This is a genomic window from Methylomonas sp. Kb3 (assembly GCF_002834115.1).
Classification (GTDB): domain Bacteria; phylum Pseudomonadota; class Gammaproteobacteria; order Methylococcales; family Methylomonadaceae; genus Methylomonas; species Methylomonas defluvii.
Genome location: NZ_PIZT01000015.1, coordinates 1 through 23,858 on the forward strand (window position 1 = coordinate 1; position 23,858 = coordinate 23,858).

Below are 23,858 nucleotides of genomic sequence, written 5' to 3' on the forward strand. Positions count from 1 at the left end.
TTTGTCAAATTTATTTTTAAGCCATTTCAAAAACCGAAACCAAAAAAACAAACCCGCCAATCAACAACCTCAAACCCGCCGAACCAAGTCGACCGCTTCACCGCTAAAACTTAAAAGCCAGAGCAGTGAAGAGCCGCTCATTCTAATCACCCATCATCCTCGCGTCAAGAACTTTTTTATTCAACAGCCTTCAACCCTTGCGCGAGCGCGGATGTGCTTGATCATAAACAGCCGCTAAATGTTGAAAATCCAGGTGCGTGTATATCTGAGTAGTCGATATATTGCTATGCCCTAACAACTCTTGCACAGCCCTAATATCTTTACTGGCTTCAAGCAAATGGCTTGCGAACGAATGCCTCAACATATGAGGATGAAGGTGCTCGGCTATTCCTTTTTTTTTGCCCCAACGATCCAATCTAAGTTGCACGCTTCTTTGAGATAATCGAAGCCCCTTCAGGGAAACAAACACTGCCTGCCACTCCCCCTCAGGCCGACTTGCCAGCCAAACCTTAAGCGCATCAAGTGCTTTACTACCAACCGGCAATTGCCTTTGCTTGCCGCCTTTACCAAACCGCACCCTCAAAAAGCCTTCGCTAAGATTGATGTCTGACAAATCAAGCATTACCAACTCGCTCAGTCGCAACCCAGATGAGTAAAACAATTCAAACATCGCCAAATCGCGGATTTCCAAAATCGAATCCGGCGTCGCATTTAACATCCCCACAACCTGATCGACATCCAAAACATGTGGCAACCTTTTTGAAACTTTGGGCGCTTGCACATGCTGGGCAGGGTTATGCTCCACTTGCTTGGCTTTGAGTAAAAATCGATAAAAACTGCGTAAAGCAGCGAGTTCGCGCTGAATCGTCTTGCTACCGATACCGTTTTTATGACGCCCGGCAATATAATTCCGTACATCACGATCCTGAACTTGCTGCCAAAACATGAGCTCTTGCCTAGAGCAAAAACTTTGAAAACGTTTTAAATCCCTTTGGTAGTTTGTTGACGTATGATCTGCAACGCGCTTTTCCGAAACCAAATAGCGAAAATACTGCAGCAATGCCTCATCCGCTTCGGTATGCATGACAATCAATCCGTTTGGTGTAGCAATGATATAAAACGAGTCCCGATAATCTCACTCATTTGAGTGAGAAATATGCTGCCCATACTATAGTGAAAGCGCGACTCATCGCGACTGCCGATCGCCAACAGCCCATCAAGCTGCGTAAACACCATAGGAATGATCGCACACGAGCGAACTTCCGCGGCCACGTCGCCAAACAAAAACCTCGCTTGCGCTAAGGTCGGCCGACCGCATTTCGGCTGGTTTGTGGTTAATTCATTGGAAAAATGCTTCAAGTTAGCATCATCAGCCCCAACGAATAAATTACTGATAGGCGAGAGCGGTTGTTCTTTAATGATTTTAATGGATACGAAATCAGTGAAAAAACATTCAGCCAACACCTCACTTAAATTTGCTACCGCGTCCTCCAGGGTATTTGCTTCCAACATGGCCAGAGTCAACTCATGCATGCGATTGAACGAAGCGTCATTTTCCCGGGCAATATCGATCAACGCGGTCAATTGATTTTCTTGCTCCTGATGCTTCGCCCGAAAAATTTCAAGTTGCTTGGATATTAGCGATATTGCATTACCACTGGGATGTGGGATATGCATCTTCTCCAGCAAATCCAAATGATTTTGGAAAAACTCGGGATGTTCTTGCAGATAGGCCTTAACGAGGGCTTCGGTCAATAAGACTTTTGGTTCACTGCTCATAACTTTATTTGTCCTTCGAATACCGTAGTCGCGGCCCCCGTCATCATGACAGGATGACCACTACCAAGCCAGCTAACGATTAATTCCCCGCCAGGCAGTTGAACCTGAACATCCTGCTCCAACAAACCTTGCTCGATACCGGCCACAACAGCAGCGCAAGCCCCGCTGCCACAAGCCAGCGTTTCGGCTGCGCCACGCTCGTAAACTCGCAACTTGATTTGTCGACGATTAACAATTTGCATGAAACCAATATTAGCTCGCTCCGGAAACAGCTCATGACTCTCCAACCTAGCGCCGATAGATGAAACTGGCGCGCTGATTACATCATCAACCTGGATAACCGCATGAGGATTCCCCATAGAAACAGCTGCGAATGCAACTTCTGTGTCCGCCAAAGTCACTTTATATAACGTGGACTGTTCGGAAACCTTTAGCGGTATTTGCTCAGGCTCCAGTGCGGGAACTCCCATGTCAACGGTGATCAAACCGCCCGCATCGAATCGAAGCGTCAGTTGTCTCGCGTCTGTATCAACAATAATTTCGTCTTTATTACTTAATCCTTTGTCGCGCACAAAGCGTGCGAAGCAACGCGCACCGTTTCCACATTGCGCAACCTCGCTACCGTCAGCATTGAAAATCCGGTATTTAAACTCGGCGTTATCGCTAACCGGCTTTTCCACCAATAACAATTGATCGCAGCCCACGCCAAAATGGCGATCCGCCAAAAATCGAATCTGTTCGGTCGTCAATTGTATTGGCTGGTTTATAGCGTCGATCACGACAAAATCATTGCCCAAGCCCTGCATTTTGGTGAAATTAATCATCATCGCTACTCAGGTAAAAGCTGCTCGCCAACCCATAGTTGCTCCAGAGTTTCTCGGGATCGAATAAGATGCGTTTTATCGCCATCCACCATTACCTCCGCCGCTCGTGGCCTCGAGTTATAGTTTGAACTCATCGTAAACCCGTAGGCTCCCGCTGAACGAACCGCCAATAAATCGCCTTGTTTCAACTTTAACGACCGCGCTTTACCCAGAAAGTCACCTGTCTCGCACACCGGCCCCACGATGTCCCAATCCAACTCGGACTGATCGCTTTCGGTATTCGCCGGAATGATTGCCTGCCACGCCCCGTATAAAGCCGGCCGGACTAGATCATTCATGGCCGCATCCACAATAGCAAAATTTTTATTCTCCGTTGGCTTGAGGTATTCCACTCTGGTTAACAATATTCCCGCATTGCCGACGATGGCGCGCCCCGGCTCTAATAGAATTTCAAAACTCCGTCCCGCTAAACGCTGCAGCAGAGCTGCAATATATTCAGAAGGTTGCGGCGGATGCTCATCGCGATAACAAATACCCAGCCCGCCCCCTAAATCGAGGTGGTGCAATTCAATACCTTCCTCTTGCAGTTCATCGACTAACGCCAACACCCTATCCAGCGCATCCAAAAACGGCACTGTTTCAGTTAGTTGGGAGCCAATATGGCAATCGATACCGACTATTTGGATATTCGGCATCTGCGCGGCACGCCGATACTCATGAATGGCTTGCTTGATATCGATCCCGAATTTATTTTCTTTCAACCCGGTGGAAATATAGGGATGCGTCTTGGCGTCAACATCCGGGTTGACCCGGAAAGACACGGGAGCAATAACACCCAGCTCACCGGCTAATCGGTTGATCCGATCAAGTTCGCCGCTGACTTCAACATTAAAACAGCGTATACCTATTTTCAACGCCGCTAAGATTTCGTCCTCGCGTTTACCGACACCGGAAAACACAATTTTGTCAGGACTGCCGCCCGCAGCTAGCACGCGCTGCATTTCGCCAAGCGACACGATGTCGAACCCAGACCCAAGTCGCGCCAGCACGTTGAGAATCGCAATATTTGAATTGGCTTTTACGGCATAACAAATAAGGTGCGGGTGCCCGGCAAAGCCTTGATCGAAGGCTTGCCAATGCCTCTCCAAGGTCGCGCGCGAATAGACATAGCAGGGAGTACCGTAGTTTTCGGCAATTTTGTCAACAGGAATGCTTTCGGCAAACAGCTCGTGTTGCCGATAATTAAAAAAATCCATGGCTTATTTATCTTGTTTCGGTACGTAAATTGGCGGCGGGCTATCCGGCATATATAAGGGCCCGGTTTGACCGCAGGCTTGCAGCAACAGCGCCCAAAGAACTAGAGTTAAAATTTTGTTTGTCGTCATGTTCGTAACGATTATCGGGTGAATGCGGAATATAGCATAGCCGACAGCTTAAAAGAACGAACGCAAGACAGCCAACCAATCTCGGCAAGCCACAAAAAAAGGGGCATGAAGCCCCTTTTTGTCGCTAGGCCAGACGAAGACTCACTTTATCGTCATCGACTCTTTCACCACTTTAGGCGTAATAAACACCAACAACTCTTTTTTGGTATCGTTTTTTACACTTTTCTTGAACATCCAGCCAATCACCGGTAAATCCGACACCCAAGGCACAGTATTGTAAGATTCCTGAACAGTCGACTCATAGATGCCGCCCAACACTACCGTCTCGCCATCTTCAACTTGAACTTTGGTTTTCAACTGCCGGGTATCGATAGGTACCGTTGCGTTACCGCCTGTAGCCAAAGGTGTTCCCGGCGAATCTTTTTTGATGTCGAGCAGCATGATAACACTGCCGCTTGGCGTAATCTGCGGCGTGACATTCAGCTCCAACACCGCATCGACCAGCTCCGTCACCGGACCAGTCGCCTGGCTTTGGGTTTGATACGGAATCTGCACACCTTGTTTGATTGAAGCTTGCACCATGTCGCTAGTCATTACCCGCGGATTGGACACCAACTCGCCTTTACCATCGTCTTGCAATGCACTGATCTCAAGGTTCAAAAGATAATCCGCTCCGCGTGCCAAGGTCAAGGCCAAAGCACCTCCGCTAGAAGCTGCCAATGCAGATCCCAAATCCGACAGAATTTGCGAATTTTCGCTAGTTTCCGCACCACTGGCCGTCATTCCGTATTGCGTTCCGCTATTTACGTCGGCTTTATGAGCCACCCCAAATTTGGTACCCAAGTTCTGCGCAAACGAAGTATCCGCTATGACGATTCGCGATTCGATCAACACTTGGCGCACAGGCACGTCCAATAGTTTGATCATTCTGCGTACATCTTCCATAGCCTTTGCCGTATCCTTGACAATCAGCGTATTGGTTCTGGCATCGACAATCGCCGTACCGCGTGGCGATAGCAATCGCATACTTGCTGGACCGCCACCTTGGCTATTCTGGCCGGAACCGGCCTGTTGCGACGCGACGGAACTACCACTACCACCGCCGCAACCACCACCTCCGCCACTGCTTGCACCTGCACCGGACTGACCACCTTGCGAGCTATTCCCCACCCCCATTAATACACCGCAAATCTCCCCTGCTTTTGCATAATTGATCTGAATATTTTCGGTTTTTAACGGTTCCAACTCTTCGAATATTTTTTTCGAATCCAGCTCCTCCTGCTCGATTTTCATGATCTCAGCAACCGGCGCCACCATCACCACATTGCCGTTCTGTCTTTTTGCCAAGCCTTTGGATTTTAAAATCAACTCCAAAGCCTGATCCCAAGGTACATCGTTTAATCTAAGCGTGACATTGCCCGCGACCGAATCAGCAGCAATGATATTCAGCTCGGTAAAGTCGGCCAGAATTTGCAACACCGAACGCACTTCGATATCTTGAAAATTCAATGACAACTTATTGCCGATATACGGGAATTTTTCTTTTTGCTGCGCTTCTTTTTCCGCCGGTGTCAACGGCCGAAACTCAACCGTCAATAAATTATCGGACTGATAGGACGAGTAATCGTAATTACCCTTGTTAGGTGTTATGACAATGTTGACGCTATCGCCTCTGGGAGAGGCTTCGATTTTTTGTACAGGTGTCGCAAAATCGGATACGTCAAAACTTTTAACTAAAGACTCCGGCAACTTGGTGTTTAGGAAACTTAAAACCACTTTACCGGCATTTTGTTTAGCGTCCACGACAGTATTTGCCGCAGATAAACCCAGTAGCAAACGTCCCTCACCGTTTGGCCCGCGTCGAAAATCAATACTTTTTATGTTTTGTTCCGGCAAAAATTTACTAATTACCGAATCCTTCGCGACAGGCGCTTGCTGCACGGCTCGGTTTACCGCAGCAACGGTCCCGCTGGACTTCAACACCACATAAAATTTATTACCCTCGATTTTGGTTTCATAAGGCACTTTTTCTACCAAATTGATAATAACCCGAGTCCGCCCTGAAGCCTCAACCACATATACCGTGCCTGCAGCACCTTGATTGATCGGAAAGCTTTTTTTTGCCAGATTACTTTTTACGCCGGCAAAGTCCAATGCGATTCTGGAAGGGTTATCGGTCTGGAAGATTTTCGGCTCCACTATCGGACCATCCATTTCCAGTTGCACTTGCACTTGGTTTCCGGCCAAGGTGGAAAACTCCAAGTTGTTTATCGCTCCATCATCGGCGTGCACCAGCGCAACATGCACAAAACAACTCAGCAACACTGAACACCAGAAACCGAAGCCGGCCACTTTCCATCCGTTTTTATTTTGTTTAATACTCATTTCTATAACCCTTTTTCATCGGCCAATGCTAGTGAAGACTGTTGTTCGCGCCAAGTGCCCGGTTTATCAGGTACGATTTCCATTAGCTCTATTTTGTCGTCAAGAATACGCAGTATCTTGCCGTAATTTTGCCCCATGTGATGCCCAACCTGTACGCGGTGGATAGTCCCATCTCTAGCTCTTACCAAACCCCAATAGCCTTTGTCGTTACGTAGCGTTCCAACCATGCGCAGACTGTCCAGAGGGTAGGCTTCCAACTCTTCCTTCCGGCGTTCTATATCAGGTCTAATACCGTTGATACCGGAGACGTCGACATTGCTATCGTCATCTTTTCTTTCAATTGACCTAAACGGATCCCTCAATCCATCGGGCTTGAATATAAACGATTCAACCACTTTAATTTCAGGCAAGGGTTCGATAGCAGACTTGGGACGAGCTTTTACCTCTTCAATATATTTGGTCAAATCGCTGACATCGTCGCCACCGCATCCGACCATCCCAACCAAAAGCAAACTCAACATCGGCAGGGTCGGAAACACTTTCACACCGACGCACCTCATTGTCCTCTCCTTTTCTTAGCAGCCGGTCCGCCGGCGGCTTGCGCTGTTTCGCCCTCGTTATAGGTTTTTATCGTTGCCGTCATGCTCATACCATCTTTGCCTTCTTTACCCATCGGCGTCATGACCACATCGTGCACCGTCACAATCCTGGGTAGGGAAGCTAAACCGCTGACAAATAATCCCAGCTCTTCATACTTCCCGACGACATGGATACCAATTGGTAATTCAGAATAAAACTCTCTGTTAATTTCGGTACTGGGTTGGAACAATTTAAACTCTAGGCCACTTGCCAATCCGGTTTGGGAAATATCAACCAACAAGCTGGCAACTTCAGCTTTGGTAGGCATCTGCTTCAGCATCTCACCTAGCGACGCTTCGATTTGATCCAGCTGATCGCGGTAATCCTGGAGATTGACAGCCTTTTTTTGCTTAACTTCAAACGCACTTTTCAAACTCTCTTCTTGTTTTTCAAGCACATCCAATTCATCCAACTGCGGCACCGTCACAAAGTAAATGCCAGCCGCCGCTGTTAATACCGCAAACATAAGAATGACGATGATTTTTAGTGGCGTTGGCCAGCTGCCCGCCGAATTAATGTCCCAATTGATTTCAGACAAATTCATTTGACGGCTCCTGGTTGAGGCTTATCGACCTTCTTACCTTGCTTGGCAGTTAGGGTGAAGTCATTCATCTGCCCATCCTTCTTACCCTCGCCCTTGATAACAGTCAGTACCGAGGTATTCATCCACGGCGAGTTATCGATAGCCCGCATATAAGCAGACACCCGCGCATTCGATTCCGCCTTCCCATCCAGCGTCAAAACCGCTCCTGCCTGGGCAAACTTCGTCAGGTAAATACCATCCGGCGTGGTTTTGGCCAATTCATCGAATAAATGCACCACCTCGGGACGGCTTTCCTGCAACTTTTGGATGACTTCAATTTTGGTCAATAACCGGTTTTTCTTATCTTCAATTTCTTTGATTTCTTGAATTCGCTTATCCAAGATGGCTATTTCGTTTTGTAGTAGCGTGTTTCTGCGGGTCTGATACTCTTTAATCCCTTCGATATACATATAGACCACGACCAAAATCAGTGCTGTCACCAAAATACCGGCACCAATACCCGCCACAAAATCCTGCTGCTTTTTTTTACGCAGCTCTTCTCGCCAGGGGAGTAAATTAATTCTTGCCATTAATCGAAACTCCTTAGCGCTAAACCGCACGCTATCATCATCGCAGGCGTATCGTTGCTCAGACTTTGCGGTTTGACCCGATTAGAAAGCGCCATATTGATAAATGGATTGGCAATGTAAGACGGGATGCCGAGGTCGCGTTCCACCAATTTGTCCAAACCCGCGATTGACGCGCAACCACCGGCAAGTACCAAGGCATCGACGCCGCGATTGGCGCTAGAGGAAACAAAGAATTGCAACGATCTGGCGATTTGCTGCAACATGGCTTTTTTGAAGGGCTCCAGCACATCCGTGACGTAATTGTCCGGCAAGCCGCCGTGCTTCTTGGCCAAACCGGCTTCTTCATACGACAGGCCATAGCGGCGCTGAATCTCTTCAGTTAGTTGTTTTCCGCCAAAGCCTTGCTCCCGGGTATAAACAGTTTTACCTTCATGCAGAATGTTCAGAGAGGTCATGGTTGCGCCAATATCGGCGATGGCGACAGTCATATTGCCGGCACCTTCCGGTAACTGATCCGCCAACAAGGAAAACGCATTTTCCATCGCGAAAGCTTCCACATCGACGACGACAGCCTTCAGGCCGGCATAGGCCAGCGCAGCCACCCTGTCTTCAATGTTTTCCCGTCGAGAAGCCGCCAGCAACACATCAACCATATCCGGGTTATTTTTGGTGATGCCCTGGACTTCGAAATCGAGATTGACTTCGTCCAGCGAATAAGGAATGTACTGATCCGCTTCTACCATGATCTGCTCCTCCATGTCCCTATCAGACAAGGAGGCGGGCATCGAAATGATTTTGGTCATCACCGACGAACCCGCAACCGCAACGCTCGCCTGCTTTGCCCGAGTACCGGATTGCTTGACCGCCGCTTTTATTACCGCGCCGATTTGCTCTATATTGGTGATGTTCTTATCGACTATCGCATCTTGAGGTAAGGGCGCCACCGAGTAACTTTCTACCCGGTAACGAGCACCGACCCGGCTCAATTCCAACAATTTAACCGCAGCTGTACTAATATCCACACCCAGCACAGCCGACGGATTCCTGCTCAACCAGCTCATGAATGAACCCTTTTTAGATCGAATATGATTGAATTTGGCTCAAGCATGCTCAGACGAGGTGCAGAACCCACATGGGTCAGAAGTATAGTAGGTTTTTTTAATTTCATCCTCTTAGATAAACCACTTTATAAGTAACTTTAGGTTGTTCCTATTATCAAAAGGGTTTATTTTGACCGGCAATTTGTATTTTAGCAGTGCGTTTGAATTTCAGTGCCCATTAAGAAAGCTCCCAAACCCAAGTCTCTGATCAAGACACTTTTTAAGTGGCTGGCCTTCTTCTTTTTCGCTTTTATCGGCACATTTATGATCGCCACTTATTTTTTCCTAATCGAACTCGATAAGGAACTGCCGGACATCGACCAGTTACAACATGTTCAATATCAAATGCCGTTGAACATCTACAGCCAAGACAATCTATTGATAGCTCAGTTTGGCGAGAAGCGCCGAATCCCGATCAACATTGAGCAAGTACCGCTGCAATTGATCAAGGCGTTTATCGCTGCGGAAGACGACCGCTTTTACAAACACAACGGCGTGGATTTCAAAGGCCTGCTGCGAGCGGTAAGCCAATTAGCCCTCACCGGCAAGAAGCGCCAAGGCGGCAGCACCATCACCATGCAAGTTGCCCGCAATTTCCTGCTGAGTAACGAAAGAACCTATTTACGTAAGCTCAAGGAGATCATTCTTGCCCTGAAAATAGAGCGGCAATATTCCAAAGATCAGATTATGGATCTTTATTTGAACAAAATTTATATGGGGCAACGTGCCTATGGCGTCGCAGCGGCCGCGCAAACCTATTATGGTAAAGATATTTCCGAGCTAGCCCTTCACCAGCAAGCGATGATTGCCGGCTTGCCGAAAGCGCCGTCCATTTACAATCCCATAGCCAATCCTCAGCGCGCTATAGAGCGACGGAACTACGTGTTGCGCCGAATGCTGGATTTAAACTATATAAGCCAGAGCGATTACGAAATTGCCGTGCAAGCAGTTGATAATGCGGAGATTCAGCCGATAAATGTCGAGCTACAGGCGCCATACATCGCGGAAATGGTTAGGCAAGAAGTTATGTCCAAGTATGGCGAGACAGCCTATACCTTGGGTTTGAAAATTTTCACCACCATCCCTAGTCAATTTCAGTTAGCAGCAGAAGACGCTTTGCAAAAAACCTTGCATGAATATGACGAGCGCCACGGCTATCGCGGTTTTCCACATAAAAATACACAAAAAGGCGGCGCTCAACTGACCGACAACGTTATCGGAGACACTCGGCAAGCCCTGATAACAGCAGTGGCCGATTCCGGGGTTACCGCAAGACTTTATGACAACACACAGATTGTCATCGCCTGGAAAAATATTGAATGGGCAAGACCTTATCCGGAAAAAAATATTGGCTCCGCCAAGGCTTTTCTTAAACCGAACGACATCATCTGGGTTAGAGAATTAGCAAAAGACGAATGGGCGCTGACGCAGATTCCGGGAGCTGAGGCTGCTTTCGTAGCACTCAATCCTAACAATGGCGCGATTCTGGCACTATGCGGCGGCTTTGATTTTTATCACAGCAAATATAACAGGGCTACACAGTCCAAACGCCAACCGGGCTCGGGATTCAAGCCTGTTATTTATACTGCCGCCCTGGAGAAAGGCTTCACCGCGGCCAGCATCATTAATGACGCGCCCATCGTAATCGAGGACCCTTCGCAAGAAAACGACTGGCGTCCGGAAAACTATAGCCGCCGCTTTCTGGGTCCGACATCATTGCGGGTTGCGCTCCGGGAATCGATCAATCTGGTCTCAGTGCGATTGCTGCAGGAAATCGGAATACCTCAGGCAATCGATACAGCCATGCGCTTTGGTTTCGATAAAGAACAATTACCCGGCACACTGTCTCTGGCCTTAGGTAGCGGCTACGCCTCACCGTTGCGCATGGCGTCGGCCTATGCCGTATTTGCCAATGGCGGCTTTTTGGTAAAACCCTACCTCATCGAACGCATCGAAGATCACAAAGGTAACCTGTTATTCCAGGCCAACCCACCCCTGGCGTGTGCCGATTGCCCCGACCAAGACCCGCCGCCACCAAACCGCGCGCCGCGCGCTATTTCAGCAAAAATCAATTTCCTGGCAAACAGCCTGCTAAGAGATGTTGTACAGCGCGGTACGGCAACTCAGGCCAAACAATTGGGCCGTAACGATTTGGCGGGTAAAACAGGCACCACGAACGAACAGAGAGACGCTTGGTTTAACGGTTTTGCTACCGATATAGTGGCCTCTGCATGGATAGGCTTCGATAATTCATTACCGCTTGGGCATGGCGAGACTGGCGGAAAAGCAGCCTTACCGATGTGGATTAAATTCATGAAAGCCGTACAACAAAACTTCCCGGAAAAACCATTAACCCAACCGAATGGGATAGTCCAGGCTTACATCAACCCAGCAGACGGGTTATTACTAGATCAAGAAGCGAGGGGAGGCATTTGGGAATATTTCAGCGAAGAAACCGTACCAACGGCAAAATCGGCACCAAAAACTGAAGAACCCGAAGAGGATGAATTATTTGCAGAAGAAGCGTTATTTTAAAACACTTCGTATAACTGGGAAGAATCTGGCCGCCAGTTGACCGACGGCCGAACAAGACTTCTCGAAAACTATTATTTTCCGAATTTTTTGCGGAATTTATCAACACGGCCCGATGTATCAACGACGCGTTGTTTACCGGTATAAAACGGATGGCAAGAAGAACACACCTCAATGTGTAAATCCGAGGCCAGCACAGAACCGGTTTGAAAAGTATTGCCGCACCCGCAAGTTACAGTAATTTGTTTATATTCTGGATGTATTTCTGGTTTCATAGCGCTCACATACCCGTTCCGGGCTACATACTTGATAGAGAACTGCTTATGATACGATCTCGACAGGCAATCTGCAACACAAAAACAGTGTTAAACACTAACTCAACGCCTCAGACCATCACCGCTAATCACCAGTCCGCATCAATAACATATTAAAACCCCAGCAGGCAGTGCCGGATTGAACCGGCATCACGAACAGGCGCTCAAAACAGGATAGCGCTTTTGAAAGCCTACTAAACATTTCGTGTATTTTGCTATCAAATCAGGGGGCTATCAATACTTTAGTCACAAGGACTATCGCTTGATGTTCTGCACGCGCCAAAGCAGCAGCAATAGCAGCAGCGGCGGCACCGCGGTCAGGCCAGTAGCCACAAACGCAGTAGCATAGGCTCCGGGTAACCCGTATATGGGCGTGAGCGTTTCGACCGCAACCCCGGAGAATCCTTTCAGGAATTTGCCAAGCAAGGCGTAAGTTGACGACAGCATGGCGTACTGAGTGGCGGTGTAGCCCAAACTGGTCAGGCTCGACATATAAATTACCAAGGCGACGCCCGCGAAGGCCTGGGCAAAAGCGTCGAGCGTCATGACTGCGGCGAAAATCGCTGTGTCAGCGTTGACGCTGAGCAAGGCGAATGCCGCCGTGCCAAATCCCTCGAACACAAGCCCTGCGATCAGCGTTGGCAACAGGCCGGACCGCACGGCACTGAGACCTGCCGAGGCAATACCGAAAAAGGTGGCAACCAGCCCGAACGAACCTCGCACCCAGGCCACCGTGTCCTTGGAAAACCCGAGATCATGATAATACGGGTTGTACATTGGCCCCATCACGAAATCAGGCAGGCGATACAGCGCCACCATCAGCAGCATAAGCAGCCCTGCAACCTTGTGATTGACGAAAAAGTCGATAAACGGGCCAATGATCGCATCGGCGAGGCCGCGCAAGGTCCATAGCGGAGACTTCTGGCGCCGCACCACATCAGCGCGGACTGGCTCAGAGGCACACAGGGTTGCCACGGTGCAAAGTGCCATCAACACCGCCATGGCAACATACGACATGCTCCACCCGACACGGGCCGCCGCAGCAATGATCAAGGCGTCGGTAATAATGAGAGCGACACGGTATCCGACCTGCGCCGCCGAAGTCATCAACCCCACGTCGGCGTCGTCGGACGCGGATTCGATTCGCCAAGCGTCGATGGCGATGTCCTGCGTGGCTGACGCGAAGGCCGTCAACAACGCGAAGGCACCAATAGCCGCCAGCCCGCCTGCTGTCCCGACAGCGGCCATACCCAGCAGACCGATGGCGATCAAAATTTGGCACAGCAGTATCCAACCGCGACGACGCCCCAGACGGCCCAGCAGCGGCACATCGATATGATCCACCAGCGGCGACCAGTAGACCTTAAAGGCGTAAGCAAAGCCAACCCAGGACATGAAACCGATGGCAACCAGGCTCGTGCCGTCATCCCGCAGCCAGTAGCCGAAGGTATTGGCTGTCAGCAGGAAGGGTAGGCCCGAGGCAAAGCCCAGCGCCAACATGACGGCCACCTTGGGCTGCTTGAGCTCATGAATCACTTCCAAAGCGGAGCGCTTGCGGCGCACAACGGGGGTTGATTGGGTTGCGGGCGACGGCTTCTCAGCCGAATTAGGGGGGATGTGCGTCGGCGTGCTCATGCAGGAATAGTAATTTAATCGAGTAAGGCCCTACACCCACCAGAGTAAAAAAGCCTATAACCAACAGATAATCCTGTCCATCGGCCAGCCAAACCGATACAGGCGAAGAAACCAACTAGAAAGGAAGTCCGGCTGAAACCGAGAAATACCACACTCAGAACACGCCACTGCGTAAAAGTAGAGAAAGCGCTACGCCAACTATTAATAGCCTTTGTCACGCGCCTTCCCTTACTTTATTGCAGTTCTATCAAAAATCGACGAGTTAACCGTTTATCAGATAGTGGGTAACGATACTCGCCGCATAGCCTGCAGCGATAACCGGCGTCCATTTTAAGTGACTGAAGAATGTGTATTTGTGATTGGATTGCCCCATCAACGCTACGCCTGCCGCAGAACCCACCGAGAACAATGAACCACCCACACCGGCAGTCAATGTCACCAACAACCATTGATACAAATCCATATCCAGATTCATATTCAGTACCGCGAACATCACCGGGATGTTATCAACTATTGCTGAAATTATACCAACCAGGATGTTGGCGGTGGTTTGCCCCAAACCGTCGTACATCGCGCCGGACAACAATTCCAGGTACCCGATATAACCTAAACCACCTACCGCGAAGACCACACCAAAGAAGAACAGCAACGTATCCCATTCAGCTTCCTTTACGCGATCAAATACATCAAGATGCACTGCATCAGCCGATGCGAAGCGCATCTTTATGTAGTAGATGAATAACATCAATATGGACAACCCTGCCATCATGCCCATGAACGGCGGCAAATGCAGAAATTGTTTGAAGCTGACGGCCAAACCGATGGTAACGCCGAACAAACCGCACACCACCCAACCACCGGGCTTCAATTCAACAGCAGCCTCGTTGGTTGCTTTTGGCTGACCACTTGGAATCGCTTGCGCCATGAAGAAGGCGGGCACGACGAAATTGACGACAGAGGGAATGAACAACTTGAAGAAATCGAAAAACTCAGCATAACCAGCTTGCCATACCATCAAGGTCGTGATGTCACCGAATGGGCAAAAGGCACCACCGGCGTTAGCGGCAATCACCAGGTTCACGAAACCGATTGAGACGAATTTTTCGTTATCCGCACCCACGGCCATCACCACGGCGCCGACCAACAGCGCAGAAGTCAGGTTGTCAGCTACCGAAGACAGGAAGAAGGTAATGATGCCGGTGATCCAGAACAATTGCTTGTAGCCAAATTGTTTACGAATCAACCAGGAGCGCAGCGCTTCAAACACATTACGTTCCGCCATGGTGTTGATATAGGTCATCGCCACCAGCAAGAACAACATCAACTCTGCGTACTCTTTCAAATCATGTTCGAAAGCTTTATGCAGTTCTTCACCGGAAACACCGGCCTCTTGAGCCAATATCTCCACATGCCCCCAAATCACGGCAGCGGCAAAAATAACCGGCTTGGATTTACGCAAATGCGTAAACGCTTCTGCCATCACAAATCCATAGGCCACCAAAAAGATCAGAACGGTATAAATGCCCCGCTCCGTTCCGGTTAAGCCGAGATTGTGAAACTCTTCAGCCATGGCGATTTCCGGCAAAAACAGCAAGCCGGCCAAAATTAACAGTAAGCGCAACAAGATAGCCCCCTTTATCCTCTATGTTTTAGTCATTATTGAAAGCGGAAAAAACTAACCGGGCATGTTATCACCATACAATATTCTTTGTCATTTAATCCCGGCCAGTATATTATTCAGATACCTAGCAAAATAGTATGTAAACTAAGCATCGCCCTTAAATGTATCAATATAACAAGCAAGATCAAACACTTATAGAAGAGCGCGTCAATGAGTTTCGCGGACAAACCCAACGTTTTTTAAACGGCGAACTCGGCCCGGACCAATTCAGAGCCTTGCGGCTGATGAATGGTTTGTACGTGCAAACACATGCCCCCATGCTCCGTGTTGCAGTGCCGTATGGATTGCTATCATCAAAGCAATTACGCAAACTGGCATCGGTAGCTCGCGACTATGATCGCGGCTATTGCCATTTCACCACCCGCCAAAACGTGCAATACAACTGGCCTGAACTTAGTCGAGTACCCGACCTGCTTGCCGAACTTGCGACGGTGCAAATGCACGCCCTTCAAACCAGCGGCAACTGCCTGAGAAATACCACCTCAGATCCCTTAGCGGGCATCTGCAAAGATGAGATCGAAGATCCACGACCCTACTGCGAAACCATTAGACAGTGGACGACGCTGCATCCGGAATTTGCTTATCTGCCGCGCAAATTCAAGATCGCCGTTAGCGGTTCGGCGCATGACCGCGCCGCCGTGCAATTCCACGACATCGGCGTCTACATAGTCAAAAACGATGCAGGCGAAATTGGCTTCAGAATTTTGGCCGGCGGCGGCCTGGGCAGAACTCCCATCATTGGTCAAACCGTTAGACCTTTTCTGGAAAAACAACACCTATTATCGTATCTGGAAGCGATCTTACGGGTCTACAACCTATTCGGCAGACGCGACAACAAGTATAAAGCGCGCATCAAAATCCTGGTCAAAGAAACCGGATTGGAGAAGTTTACCGCCATGGTCGAAAAGGAATGGCTGCGCATTAAGGAAGATATGATCCTGAGCAACGAACGCATTGAGGAAATCAAAGCGCAGTTTTTACCACCCGCTTACGATCCCAGCGCTGCGGATGACAACGCCCTGACCGCGCAGTTGGCCGACAACACCGATTTTGCAAAATGGTTTAAATACAATACCGTCGAACACAAAATCGCCGGCTATCGCGGCGTCTACGTTTCACTAAAAGCCCCGGATTCTCCTCCTGGCGACATGACTGATAAACAGCTTGAAGCGGTAGCCGATTTGGCTGACCAATTCAGCTTTGGCGAAATTAGAAGCACTCATAGACAGAATTTGGTCTTGGCTGACGTGAAACAAGCCGACCTGTTTACAGTATGGCAGCAACTAAACGCCATCAAATTGGCTACACCCAACATCGGCACCGTCACCGACATGATCTGTTGCCCGGGCCTGGATTTTTGCTCGCTGGCCAATGCCGGCTCTATTGGCGTAGCAAAGGAACTCAACGAAGCATTGGATGATTTGGATTACATACACGACATCGGCGACATCAAAATTAATATGTCTGGCTGCATGAACGGCTGCGCCCATCAAAGTGTCGGCCACATCGGCATTCTGGGCGTCGATAAACATGGTGAGGAGTGGTATCAAATCACCTTGGGCGGCTCTTCTGAAAACGAAGCAGCGATAGGCGAACGCCTGGGACCATCAGTTCCCAAAGACCAAATCACCTCGACCATCACAACGATATTAGACGTTTACATCAAGCAACGCCTTGAAGACGAAGCATTTTTAGAGACCGTCAAGCGTGTTGGCCTGGAACCATTCAAAGAAAGAGTTTATGCAAATCATTAAAGATCGACAGTTGGTAGAAAACACCTGGACTTTTGTTGCCGACGACAATCCGTTACCAGAAAATGGTGACATTACAGTCACATTAGCGCGTTGGCTGACAGATAAAGAACAACTACTCAAACGCTCCAGCCAAACCGGCGTTCGGCTCATTCCCAGCGATCAAATTGAACCGCTGACTAACGACTTAAGCAAAATTGGCGTGATAGAACTTAATTTTCCGATATTCGGCGATGGTAGGCTTTTTTCGCAAGCACGCTTACTAAGGAGCCGCGACGGCTATCAAGGGGAAATTAGAGCCGTCGGCGATTATCTGCCTGATCAGGTATTTTATTTGGCGCGGGTGGGCGTGAATGCGTTTGAGTTTTCTGACCCAAACCATATTCAAGAGGCTCTGGCAGCCATGAACAATTTCTCAGTACGCTATCAGGCATCGACAAACTAAGCCAAAACCGGCGACTTGTCTTAAGTACCTGACAAGAAACAAAAGCCACACAATAAAAAACCCGCTTGACGAATATCGTCAAGCGGGTTTTTCTTTGCCCTATATCTGAGCTACTTTTTCATAATGCTGATACCTTTCAGCAGATTCAACGCTTCATGCAAAGGATAGTCGCGAATTTCCGCTTCTGAAGATTCGTTGGTATCGCCATCTTTTTCAGACGGGTCTTTCGCATCATCTTTATCCTCTTCTTCGGATTTTTTCTCCGGCTTCGCGTTACCGTTAGTCAAGTGGTGCGTCAGATCGGCTTCTTTAATCGACTCGATCTTAGCTTTTTCCAATGATTCCAGCTTAACTCTCGCCAAAGTCACATCAGGCTCGATGCCCTGCGCCTGAATTGAGCGACCGGAAGGCGTGAAGTAGCGGGCTGTAGTCAATTTCACCGCCGCGCCATTGCTGGTCGGCAGAATGGTTTGCACCGAACCCTTCCCGAAAGATTTTTCACCCATGATGATGGCTCGTTTGTGATCTTGCAACGCACCAGCAACAATTTCGGATGCCGATGCCGAACCGCCATTAATCAACACCACAATCGGCGCACCATTAATAATGTCATCCGGTGTTGCACTAAAACGCATTTCTGAGTTTTTGATTCTGCCTTCGGTGTAAACGATCAAACCGGACTCGATAAACGCATCACTGACATCAACAGCAGCATTCAATACACCGCCGGGGTTATTACGCAAATCCAGCACAATACCTTTCAGTGGGCCTTCGTTTTCTTTTTTCAGCTCGTCGACCGCATCCAACAAACCTTGACCGGTACCGGATTGAAAACTACTGATCCTCAAGTAACCGTAATTTTTTTCCAGCAGTTTGTTTTTAACACTTTTGACTTTGATGATGTCGCGGGTCAAGGTAAATTTCAGCGGCGCTTCTTCGCCTTCCCGAACAACAGTCAACACGATGTCGCTACCTGGCTCGCCACGCATAATTTTGACTGCGTCGGCCAGAGTCATGCCTTTAACCGGCTTGTCATCCAGACGCACGATCAAATCGCCCGCCTTGATGCCGGCGCGCTGAGCAGGTGTATCATCAATCGGCGAAACGACTTTAACAAAGCCATTTTCCATACCCACCTCAATTCCCAAACCGCCGAACTGACCAGTGGTGCCTTCTTGCAACTCTTTATATTCTTCGCTAGCCAAATAAGCCGAGTGCGGATCAAGGCCGGACAACATACCGCGAATCGCATCTTCCAACAGTTTTTTGTCGGATACGGGTTCGACATAGTCCTGTTTGATACGCCCGAATATCTCGGTAAATGTCCGCAACTCATCAAACGGCAAAGCCTGTAAATCATCTACCTTGGTCGAAACAGGTGCTTCCTTTTCCGCCAGGACACTGCTGCACAAACTCAGCGTCGCACCCAAAATAAACCCGACCAATAAAATCACTATATTTCTGTTTTTTAGCATGTGTTTTAAAACTCCAACAACCTGTTCCTGTAAATGATTAACCCTTGCCCGGCTTACGGCACCATTGCTCGGGATCTATGGGCCGACCTTGTTTCCTGATGCCGAAGTACAATGCCGCATCAGCACGCCCCCCGCTACGTCCAACCGAAGCCAATGTCTCACCGGCTCTAACATGCTCTCCCACGCTTTTATGCAAACTTTGATTGAATGCATACAAACTCATATAACCCTTACCGTGATCAACAATGATCATCAAACCATAACCCCGCAACCAATCGGCGTAAACAACTCTCCCGGCATTGACCGCATGAATATCGGCACCTTCGCGAGCGCTAATCACCACGCCGTCCCAGGTTGTTTCGTAGCGGCGACGGCCGAAACGATCCGTTATCGCCCCTTGCACCGGCCAAGGCAGCTTTCCTTGCAACTCGGAAAAAGAAAGACCCGTCGGTTCGCGAACAGGATTGACTTCGGATTTTTTTGGCGGCTCGGGTTGTTCGACAGGCTTTTCGTGCTTATCAAGCACGCGCTCCGGTGCAACCGCAGGTTCATTATCATCAGTTTTCTGCAATGATGCTACCAAGGCTTGCAATTTTTTCTCGTCACGCATCAAGCCAGCCAGCAGGGCGCTTTTTGACGCATAATCTTGCTGAATGTCGGCAAGCAAGGCTTCTCGCTGTTTTTTCAGCGTCTGCATCGCCTCGGTTTCTTGTTGTTTCTTGTCGAGAGACACTTGCAATAACTGAGTTTCCGTGTCTTTTTGCGCCTCCAACTGCCGCAAAACCTTGAAATCCTCAGCCATGGCCTGAAGCTTTTGTAAGCGGGCCTTACTAATGTAATCGTAGTAAACCAACATGCGACTCGATAACGCCGGATTACGTTGGTTAAGGATAACTTTCAGCCCTTCCTTATCGCCACCCATCGCATAAACCGACTTAATCAGCCCCTCAAGCTCCTTCTCCTGACTACGCATGTCTTTTTGCGTGGCAACGCTTTTATTACGCACTTCCTGCAATGCCTGTACTTGCTGCCTGATTTCAGCTTTGATAGCTCGCAGACTATTCGCAAGCTCCCCGTATTGCCGCTCCAGCTTTTGCAACTGCTCTAACAACCGAGACTTTTCAACCCCCAGGCTTTTGACGTCATCGCCAACTTGCTGGATTTGCGATTGCACTTCTACCAAGCTGCGGGCTTTTACGGGATCGCCCTTAGCCGGCACTGCGCAGACAATCGCAATCCAAGCGATCAAAAAATATTGGTAAACATGCATCGATTAGGCAACCGGCAATAACCATCCAATCATTGACGCGGAGAGCAGCAATAACGGCTTTGCTGGACTGACCATTTGTTACGGACTCCAAACATTAGTTTTGCGGACGTTAAGGCAGATAAAATTTGGCCTAGTCAAAAAACGAGCCAACCCAAGCAGCTCCGAGCTATTTTCCCAAGCCTCTAGCCGAGGGTATTGAACAATAAAGCCCACTCTGTTAGATTTGCTCACCTTTTATTGCGTTAGCGCAAGCGATTAAACCCACTTGCGCCGTAGCGACATTATACCAGCACAAGGATGTCGTCATAGCTCGAAAAGTGCCATTGCTCTCTCACTGCTCTTAACTTTTGCCACGATCATCGTTATTAAATGGAAGACAAAAACGATACCATCCTCTACGACGACAACGATATTAATCGGGCCGCGCGCTGCTTGAAAGCGATGTCTCATCCGTTGCGCCTGAAAATCCTTTGCGTACTCGGCAATAACTCGATTAGCGTACAAGAGATCGTTGAGCAAGTTGGCACGAGTCAAAGCAATATTTCCCAGCACTTGGCAATACTGCGAGACAAGGGCATTCTCGATTACAAAAAAGAAGCCAATCGGGTTTACTATTTTATCGACGATGAGCGTGTAACACACCTGATTCAAATGATGCGCAGCGTTTTTTGCGGCACGTAAACAGCATTCAATAACCACTAAAATAAACCCACGCGATGGACCAATATATAGAATTTGCCACCAATCACTATTTGCTAGCATTCTCGCTGGTATGCGTTATTTTTTTGCTAATCCAGGATTTGCTCGCGAACTCATTCAATAAGTACGAAAGCATTTCTCCGTTGATTGCAGTCACCAAAATGAACAGTGACGATGTCGTTGTGCTTGACGTGCGAGAAACCAACGAGTTCGCCAAAAGCCACATCGAAAACGCGATCAACATTCCCTTAGGCAAAGTAGAAGAACAACTGGGCTCTCTGGAAAAGCATAAAAATCATCCTATGATCGTGACCTGCCAGACTGGCGCCCGCTCGGTAGCCGCTTGCAAAACACTGACCAAAGCAGGATTTGAGCATGTATTCAATATGACGGGCGGAATGCAATCCTGGGAAGATAACAAGCTCCCCATCAAAGTCAGCAGTAAACACTAAAGATTAATCAACCAACCCTAACAAGTAATCATCATGGCCGAAATCAACGCATCCAGCGAAAAGCAGTTCGCGATTCAAAAGATCTATACCAAAGACATTTCTTTTGAAACCCCCAATGCTCCAAAAATATTCACGCAAAAGTGGGAACCCGCGCTGGATCTTAATCTCGGCACGCACGTTCAACCCATCGAAAACTCGATGTACGAAGTATCGCTGACATTAACTGTCACCGTAAAAATTGCCGACACAACGGCCTATTTAGTTGAAGTCAATCAATCCGGAATTTTTTCAATAGCCGGTTTCAGCGAACAAGAAATGGGACCAATGTTGGGTAGCTTTTGCCCCAACGTCTTGTTCCCTTATGCGAGAGAGGTCATTTCCGACCTAGTGAATAAAGGCGGTTTTCCACAGTTAATCTTGGCGCCGGTCAATTTCGACGCATTGTATATGCAGCACCTGCAACAAGCGCAAACCCAACAGGAAACTGAAGCTAAAACGCTAAATTAAGCGGAATGCCACCATCTATCAGTATCCTTGGTGCCGGCTCATGGGGAACCGCTTTAGCGGTACAGGCAGCCAGAAATGGCTGCAATACCCTGTTGTGGGGCCATAATCCCAAACACATAGCCGCATTAAAGCAAACCGGCGAAAATGCACGCTATTTACCCGGCATCCATTTTCCAGAAAAACTGCAATTCACCGACAATCTTGCGGAAGCCGTGGGGTTTAGCGCGGTATTGCTTATTTCGGTCCCCAGCCACGCCTTTAGGGACTTATTGACGCAAATCAAGCCCACGCTCAGTGAAAGCTCCCGCATCGCATGGGCCACCAAGGGTTTCGATTCCCAAAACGGCGCCTTGTTAAGCGAGGTGGCGACGCAAATACTGGGGGCGAATATCGAATGCGCCGCACTCTCCGGCCCCACATTTGCCCAAGAAGTAGCTGCCGACCTACCAACCGCACTCACCATCGCCTCTAACTCGGAAGGCTTCGCCACCCAACTTAGCGAACGATTGCACAACCAGCGATTTAGGATCTACACCAGCAACGATATTATTGGCGTTCAGGTAGGCGGAGCCTGCAAAAATGTTTTGGCAATCGCGGCAGGCATAGCCGACGGCCTTGGCTTTGGCGCTAACACACGGGCAGCACTAATCACTCGCGGTCTAACGGAAATTATGAGACTAGGCATCAAGCTTGGCGGCCAAGCCGACACTTTTATGGGCCTAGCCGGTCTGGGCGACCTGATTTTGACTTGTACCGACAATCAATCCAGAAACCGCCGCTTTGGCTTGGCATTAGGCCAAGGCAAAGACCAAAGATACGCATTAAGCGAAATCAATCAGGAAGTCGAAGGCGTATCCGCAGCCCGAGAAGCGCACCGTTTATCGCAAAAATACGGTGTCGAAATGCCAATCACCGAACAAGTTTACAAAGTCTTATTCGAACAACTCTCCCCCAAACAAGCCGTCCAAAACCTGCTGACACGCGATCAAAAGCCGGAAAGTTTGTAAATTTCGTCTGAAATAGCCCAACGAACTCAATCTAAGGGCTCTACCACTATTTATTCCAAACCACAGCCGCCAATCTTTTGCTCAGAAAAACCAGCCTTACCGCTAACCGTCCAAACAGCTTGCTACAGCAAACCGCGTGCAAAAAGTGAGAATTAGCACCTAATAATTGCAATTCACATCAAAAACCATCATTAACTTTTTGATACAAATCATTTTTACTCGAAACCCTCGCATATACCGCCTAATACGCACCAATCCTGCGTAAGTCCTTGTAGAAAAAGAAAGAATTTAATTTAAATGCCTCTTGACTAAGCACCCGTTGAAAACTATAGTGGTGCAAAAGTGATGTAAAGTGGTCAGAAATGGATTTTTTTGGAATTTTTGAGGTTCATCTTGTTTCGAGGCATAAGTTCAATCAGTTTGGATGCGAAAGGGCGCATTGCAATTCCTACCCGCTATCGGGAGGAGTTACAGGAGTCCTGCGACCGCCAAATGGTTGTGACCGTTGCAGTTGACGACAAATGCGTCGGCGAACCGGGTTGCCTATGGCTATACCCGTTACCGGAATGGGAAAAGCTTGAACAAACCATCAGCAAACTACCAACATTAAACAAAATGGCCGGCAAGTTACGACGTTTTGTGATCGGCAATGCCTCGGAATGTGAAATGGATAACCAAGGGCGCCTGCTGCTTCCGGAAACCCTTCGGGAGTTTGCCGGTATGGAAAAACACATCATGCTAGTTGGTCAGCTCAACAAATTTGAAATATGGAATGAAGCGGCCTGGAAGGCCAAAGAACAGGAATGGATGGACGGTAACGACACAGAGGGCCTTGAAGAACTTGGCTCGCTGTCGTTTTGACGGA

General features: G+C 48.7%; 23 protein-coding genes. 8 read left to right on the forward strand and 15 right to left on the reverse strand.

The window, feature by feature from the left end:
- Window positions 1–190: 190 nt before the first annotated feature.
- The 10 genes from xerC to CWO84_RS10690 all read right to left on the reverse strand — a co-directional run bounded on the left by xerC (window position 191) and on the right by CWO84_RS10690 (window position 9,186).
- Window positions 191–1,084: a tyrosine recombinase XerC gene (xerC, locus tag CWO84_RS10645; protein ID WP_033156984.1), complete on the reverse strand. Its 894-nt coding sequence runs from the start codon at window positions 1,082–1,084 to the stop codon at window positions 191–193.
- A gap of 5 nt (window positions 1,085–1,089) precedes the next feature.
- Window positions 1,090–1,779, reverse strand: a complete 690-nt coding sequence (locus tag CWO84_RS10650) for a DUF484 family protein (RefSeq protein ID WP_101052636.1) — start codon at window positions 1,777–1,779, stop codon at window positions 1,090–1,092.
- Window positions 1,776–2,606, reverse strand: coding sequence for a diaminopimelate epimerase (gene dapF, locus CWO84_RS10655; RefSeq protein WP_323131740.1), 831 nt, complete (start codon window positions 2,604–2,606; stop codon window positions 1,776–1,778). Before dapF ends, CWO84_RS10650 begins: the two co-directional genes overlap by 4 nt.
- 2 nt (window positions 2,607–2,608) lie before the next feature.
- Window positions 2,609–3,859 carry a diaminopimelate decarboxylase gene (gene lysA, locus CWO84_RS10660; RefSeq protein WP_101052638.1) on the reverse strand — a complete coding sequence of 417 codons (1,251 nt, stop codon included), beginning with the start codon at window positions 3,857–3,859 and terminating at the stop codon, window positions 2,609–2,611.
- 3 nt (window positions 3,860–3,862) lie between these two features.
- Complete coding sequence (locus CWO84_RS10665) at window positions 3,863–3,988, reverse strand: lipoprotein (RefSeq protein WP_084153286.1); 126 nt, start codon at window positions 3,986–3,988, stop codon at window positions 3,863–3,865.
- 141 nt (window positions 3,989–4,129) lie between these two features.
- Window positions 4,130–6,373 carry a type IV pilus secretin PilQ gene (pilQ, locus tag CWO84_RS10670; RefSeq protein WP_101052640.1) on the reverse strand — a complete coding sequence of 748 codons (2,244 nt, stop codon included), beginning with the start codon at window positions 6,371–6,373 and terminating at the stop codon, window positions 4,130–4,132.
- A gap of 2 nt (window positions 6,374–6,375) precedes the next feature.
- Complete coding sequence (locus CWO84_RS10675; RefSeq protein ID WP_101052641.1) at window positions 6,376–6,933, reverse strand: pilus assembly protein PilP; 558 nt, start codon at window positions 6,931–6,933, stop codon at window positions 6,376–6,378.
- The gene (locus CWO84_RS10680; protein ID WP_033156771.1) at window positions 6,930–7,556 is read right to left on the reverse strand and encodes a type 4a pilus biogenesis protein PilO; all 627 of its coding nucleotides are present in this window, start codon (window positions 7,554–7,556) and stop codon (window positions 6,930–6,932) included. The genes CWO84_RS10675 and CWO84_RS10680 overlap by 4 nt, the downstream gene beginning before the upstream one ends.
- Complete coding sequence (locus tag CWO84_RS10685; RefSeq protein WP_033156772.1) at window positions 7,553–8,125, reverse strand: PilN domain-containing protein; 573 nt, start codon at window positions 8,123–8,125, stop codon at window positions 7,553–7,555. Before CWO84_RS10685 ends, CWO84_RS10680 begins: the two co-directional genes overlap by 4 nt.
- Complete coding sequence (locus tag CWO84_RS10690) at window positions 8,125–9,186, reverse strand: pilus assembly protein PilM (RefSeq protein ID WP_020483743.1); 1,062 nt, start codon at window positions 9,184–9,186, stop codon at window positions 8,125–8,127. The genes CWO84_RS10685 and CWO84_RS10690 overlap by 1 nt, the downstream gene beginning before the upstream one ends.
- A gap of 303 nt (window positions 9,187–9,489) precedes the next feature.
- Between CWO84_RS10690 and CWO84_RS10695 the strand changes: the two genes are divergently transcribed.
- Window positions 9,490–11,760: a penicillin-binding protein 1A gene (locus CWO84_RS10695; RefSeq protein WP_240618025.1), complete on the forward strand. Its 2,271-nt coding sequence runs from the start codon at window positions 9,490–9,492 to the stop codon at window positions 11,758–11,760.
- 71 nt (window positions 11,761–11,831) lie between these two features.
- Here the strand turns inward: CWO84_RS10695 and rpmE are convergent, their stop codons facing one another.
- The 3 genes from rpmE to nhaD form a co-directional block, all read right to left on the reverse strand.
- Window positions 11,832–12,032 carry a 50S ribosomal protein L31 gene (gene rpmE, locus CWO84_RS10700; protein ID WP_081607938.1) on the reverse strand — a complete coding sequence of 67 codons (201 nt, stop codon included), beginning with the start codon at window positions 12,030–12,032 and terminating at the stop codon, window positions 11,832–11,834.
- Window positions 12,033–12,326: 294 nt separating this feature from the next.
- A complete protein-coding gene (locus CWO84_RS10705) occupies window positions 12,327–13,634 on the reverse strand; it encodes an MFS transporter (RefSeq protein ID WP_101052645.1) in 1,308 nt (435 codons plus the stop codon).
- Between the two features lie 334 nt (window positions 13,635–13,968).
- The gene (gene nhaD / locus CWO84_RS10710) at window positions 13,969–15,276 is read right to left on the reverse strand and encodes a sodium:proton antiporter NhaD (protein ID WP_240618034.1); all 1,308 of its coding nucleotides are present in this window, start codon (window positions 15,274–15,276) and stop codon (window positions 13,969–13,971) included.
- 212 nt (window positions 15,277–15,488) lie between these two features.
- On the opposite strand from nhaD, the gene CWO84_RS10715 reads away from it, so the two are divergent.
- Both CWO84_RS10715 and CWO84_RS10720 read left to right on the forward strand, forming a co-directional pair.
- Window positions 15,489–17,141, forward strand: coding sequence for a nitrite/sulfite reductase (locus CWO84_RS10715; RefSeq protein ID WP_101052648.1), 1,653 nt, complete (start codon window positions 15,489–15,491; stop codon window positions 17,139–17,141).
- Window positions 17,128–17,583: a DUF934 domain-containing protein gene (locus CWO84_RS10720; protein ID WP_033156777.1), complete on the forward strand. Its 456-nt coding sequence runs from the start codon at window positions 17,128–17,130 to the stop codon at window positions 17,581–17,583. Before CWO84_RS10715 ends, CWO84_RS10720 begins: the two co-directional genes overlap by 14 nt.
- A 110-nt stretch (window positions 17,584–17,693) precedes the next feature.
- Here CWO84_RS10720 and CWO84_RS10725 read toward each other — a convergent pair whose 3' ends face one another.
- Both CWO84_RS10725 and CWO84_RS10730 read right to left on the reverse strand, forming a co-directional pair.
- Window positions 17,694–19,058 carry a S41 family peptidase gene (locus CWO84_RS10725; RefSeq protein WP_033156778.1) on the reverse strand — a complete coding sequence of 455 codons (1,365 nt, stop codon included), beginning with the start codon at window positions 19,056–19,058 and terminating at the stop codon, window positions 17,694–17,696.
- A gap of 37 nt (window positions 19,059–19,095) precedes the next feature.
- A complete protein-coding gene (locus CWO84_RS10730; RefSeq protein ID WP_101052650.1) occupies window positions 19,096–20,328 on the reverse strand; it encodes a peptidoglycan DD-metalloendopeptidase family protein in 1,233 nt (410 codons plus the stop codon).
- Between the two features lie 369 nt (window positions 20,329–20,697).
- On the opposite strand from CWO84_RS10730, the gene CWO84_RS10735 reads away from it, so the two are divergent.
- The 5 genes from CWO84_RS10735 (at window position 20,698) to mraZ (ending at window position 23,854) form a co-directional block, all read left to right on the forward strand.
- Window positions 20,698–21,009, forward strand: a complete 312-nt coding sequence (locus CWO84_RS10735; protein ID WP_033156780.1) for a metalloregulator ArsR/SmtB family transcription factor — start codon at window positions 20,698–20,700, stop codon at window positions 21,007–21,009.
- A 35-nt stretch (window positions 21,010–21,044) separates the two neighbouring features.
- Window positions 21,045–21,479: a rhodanese-like domain-containing protein gene (locus CWO84_RS10740; protein WP_033156781.1), complete on the forward strand. Its 435-nt coding sequence runs from the start codon at window positions 21,045–21,047 to the stop codon at window positions 21,477–21,479.
- Window positions 21,480–21,512: 33 nt separating this feature from the next.
- Window positions 21,513–21,986, forward strand: a complete 474-nt coding sequence (secB, locus tag CWO84_RS10745; protein WP_033156782.1) for a protein-export chaperone SecB — start codon at window positions 21,513–21,515, stop codon at window positions 21,984–21,986.
- A 5-nt stretch (window positions 21,987–21,991) separates the two neighbouring features.
- Window positions 21,992–22,993, forward strand: coding sequence for an NAD(P)H-dependent glycerol-3-phosphate dehydrogenase (gene gpsA / locus CWO84_RS10750; RefSeq protein ID WP_033156783.1), 1,002 nt, complete (start codon window positions 21,992–21,994; stop codon window positions 22,991–22,993).
- 393 nt (window positions 22,994–23,386) lie between these two features.
- A complete protein-coding gene (mraZ, locus tag CWO84_RS10755) occupies window positions 23,387–23,854 on the forward strand; it encodes a division/cell wall cluster transcriptional repressor MraZ (protein WP_033156987.1) in 468 nt (155 codons plus the stop codon).
- Window positions 23,855–23,858 lie beyond the last annotated feature (4 nt).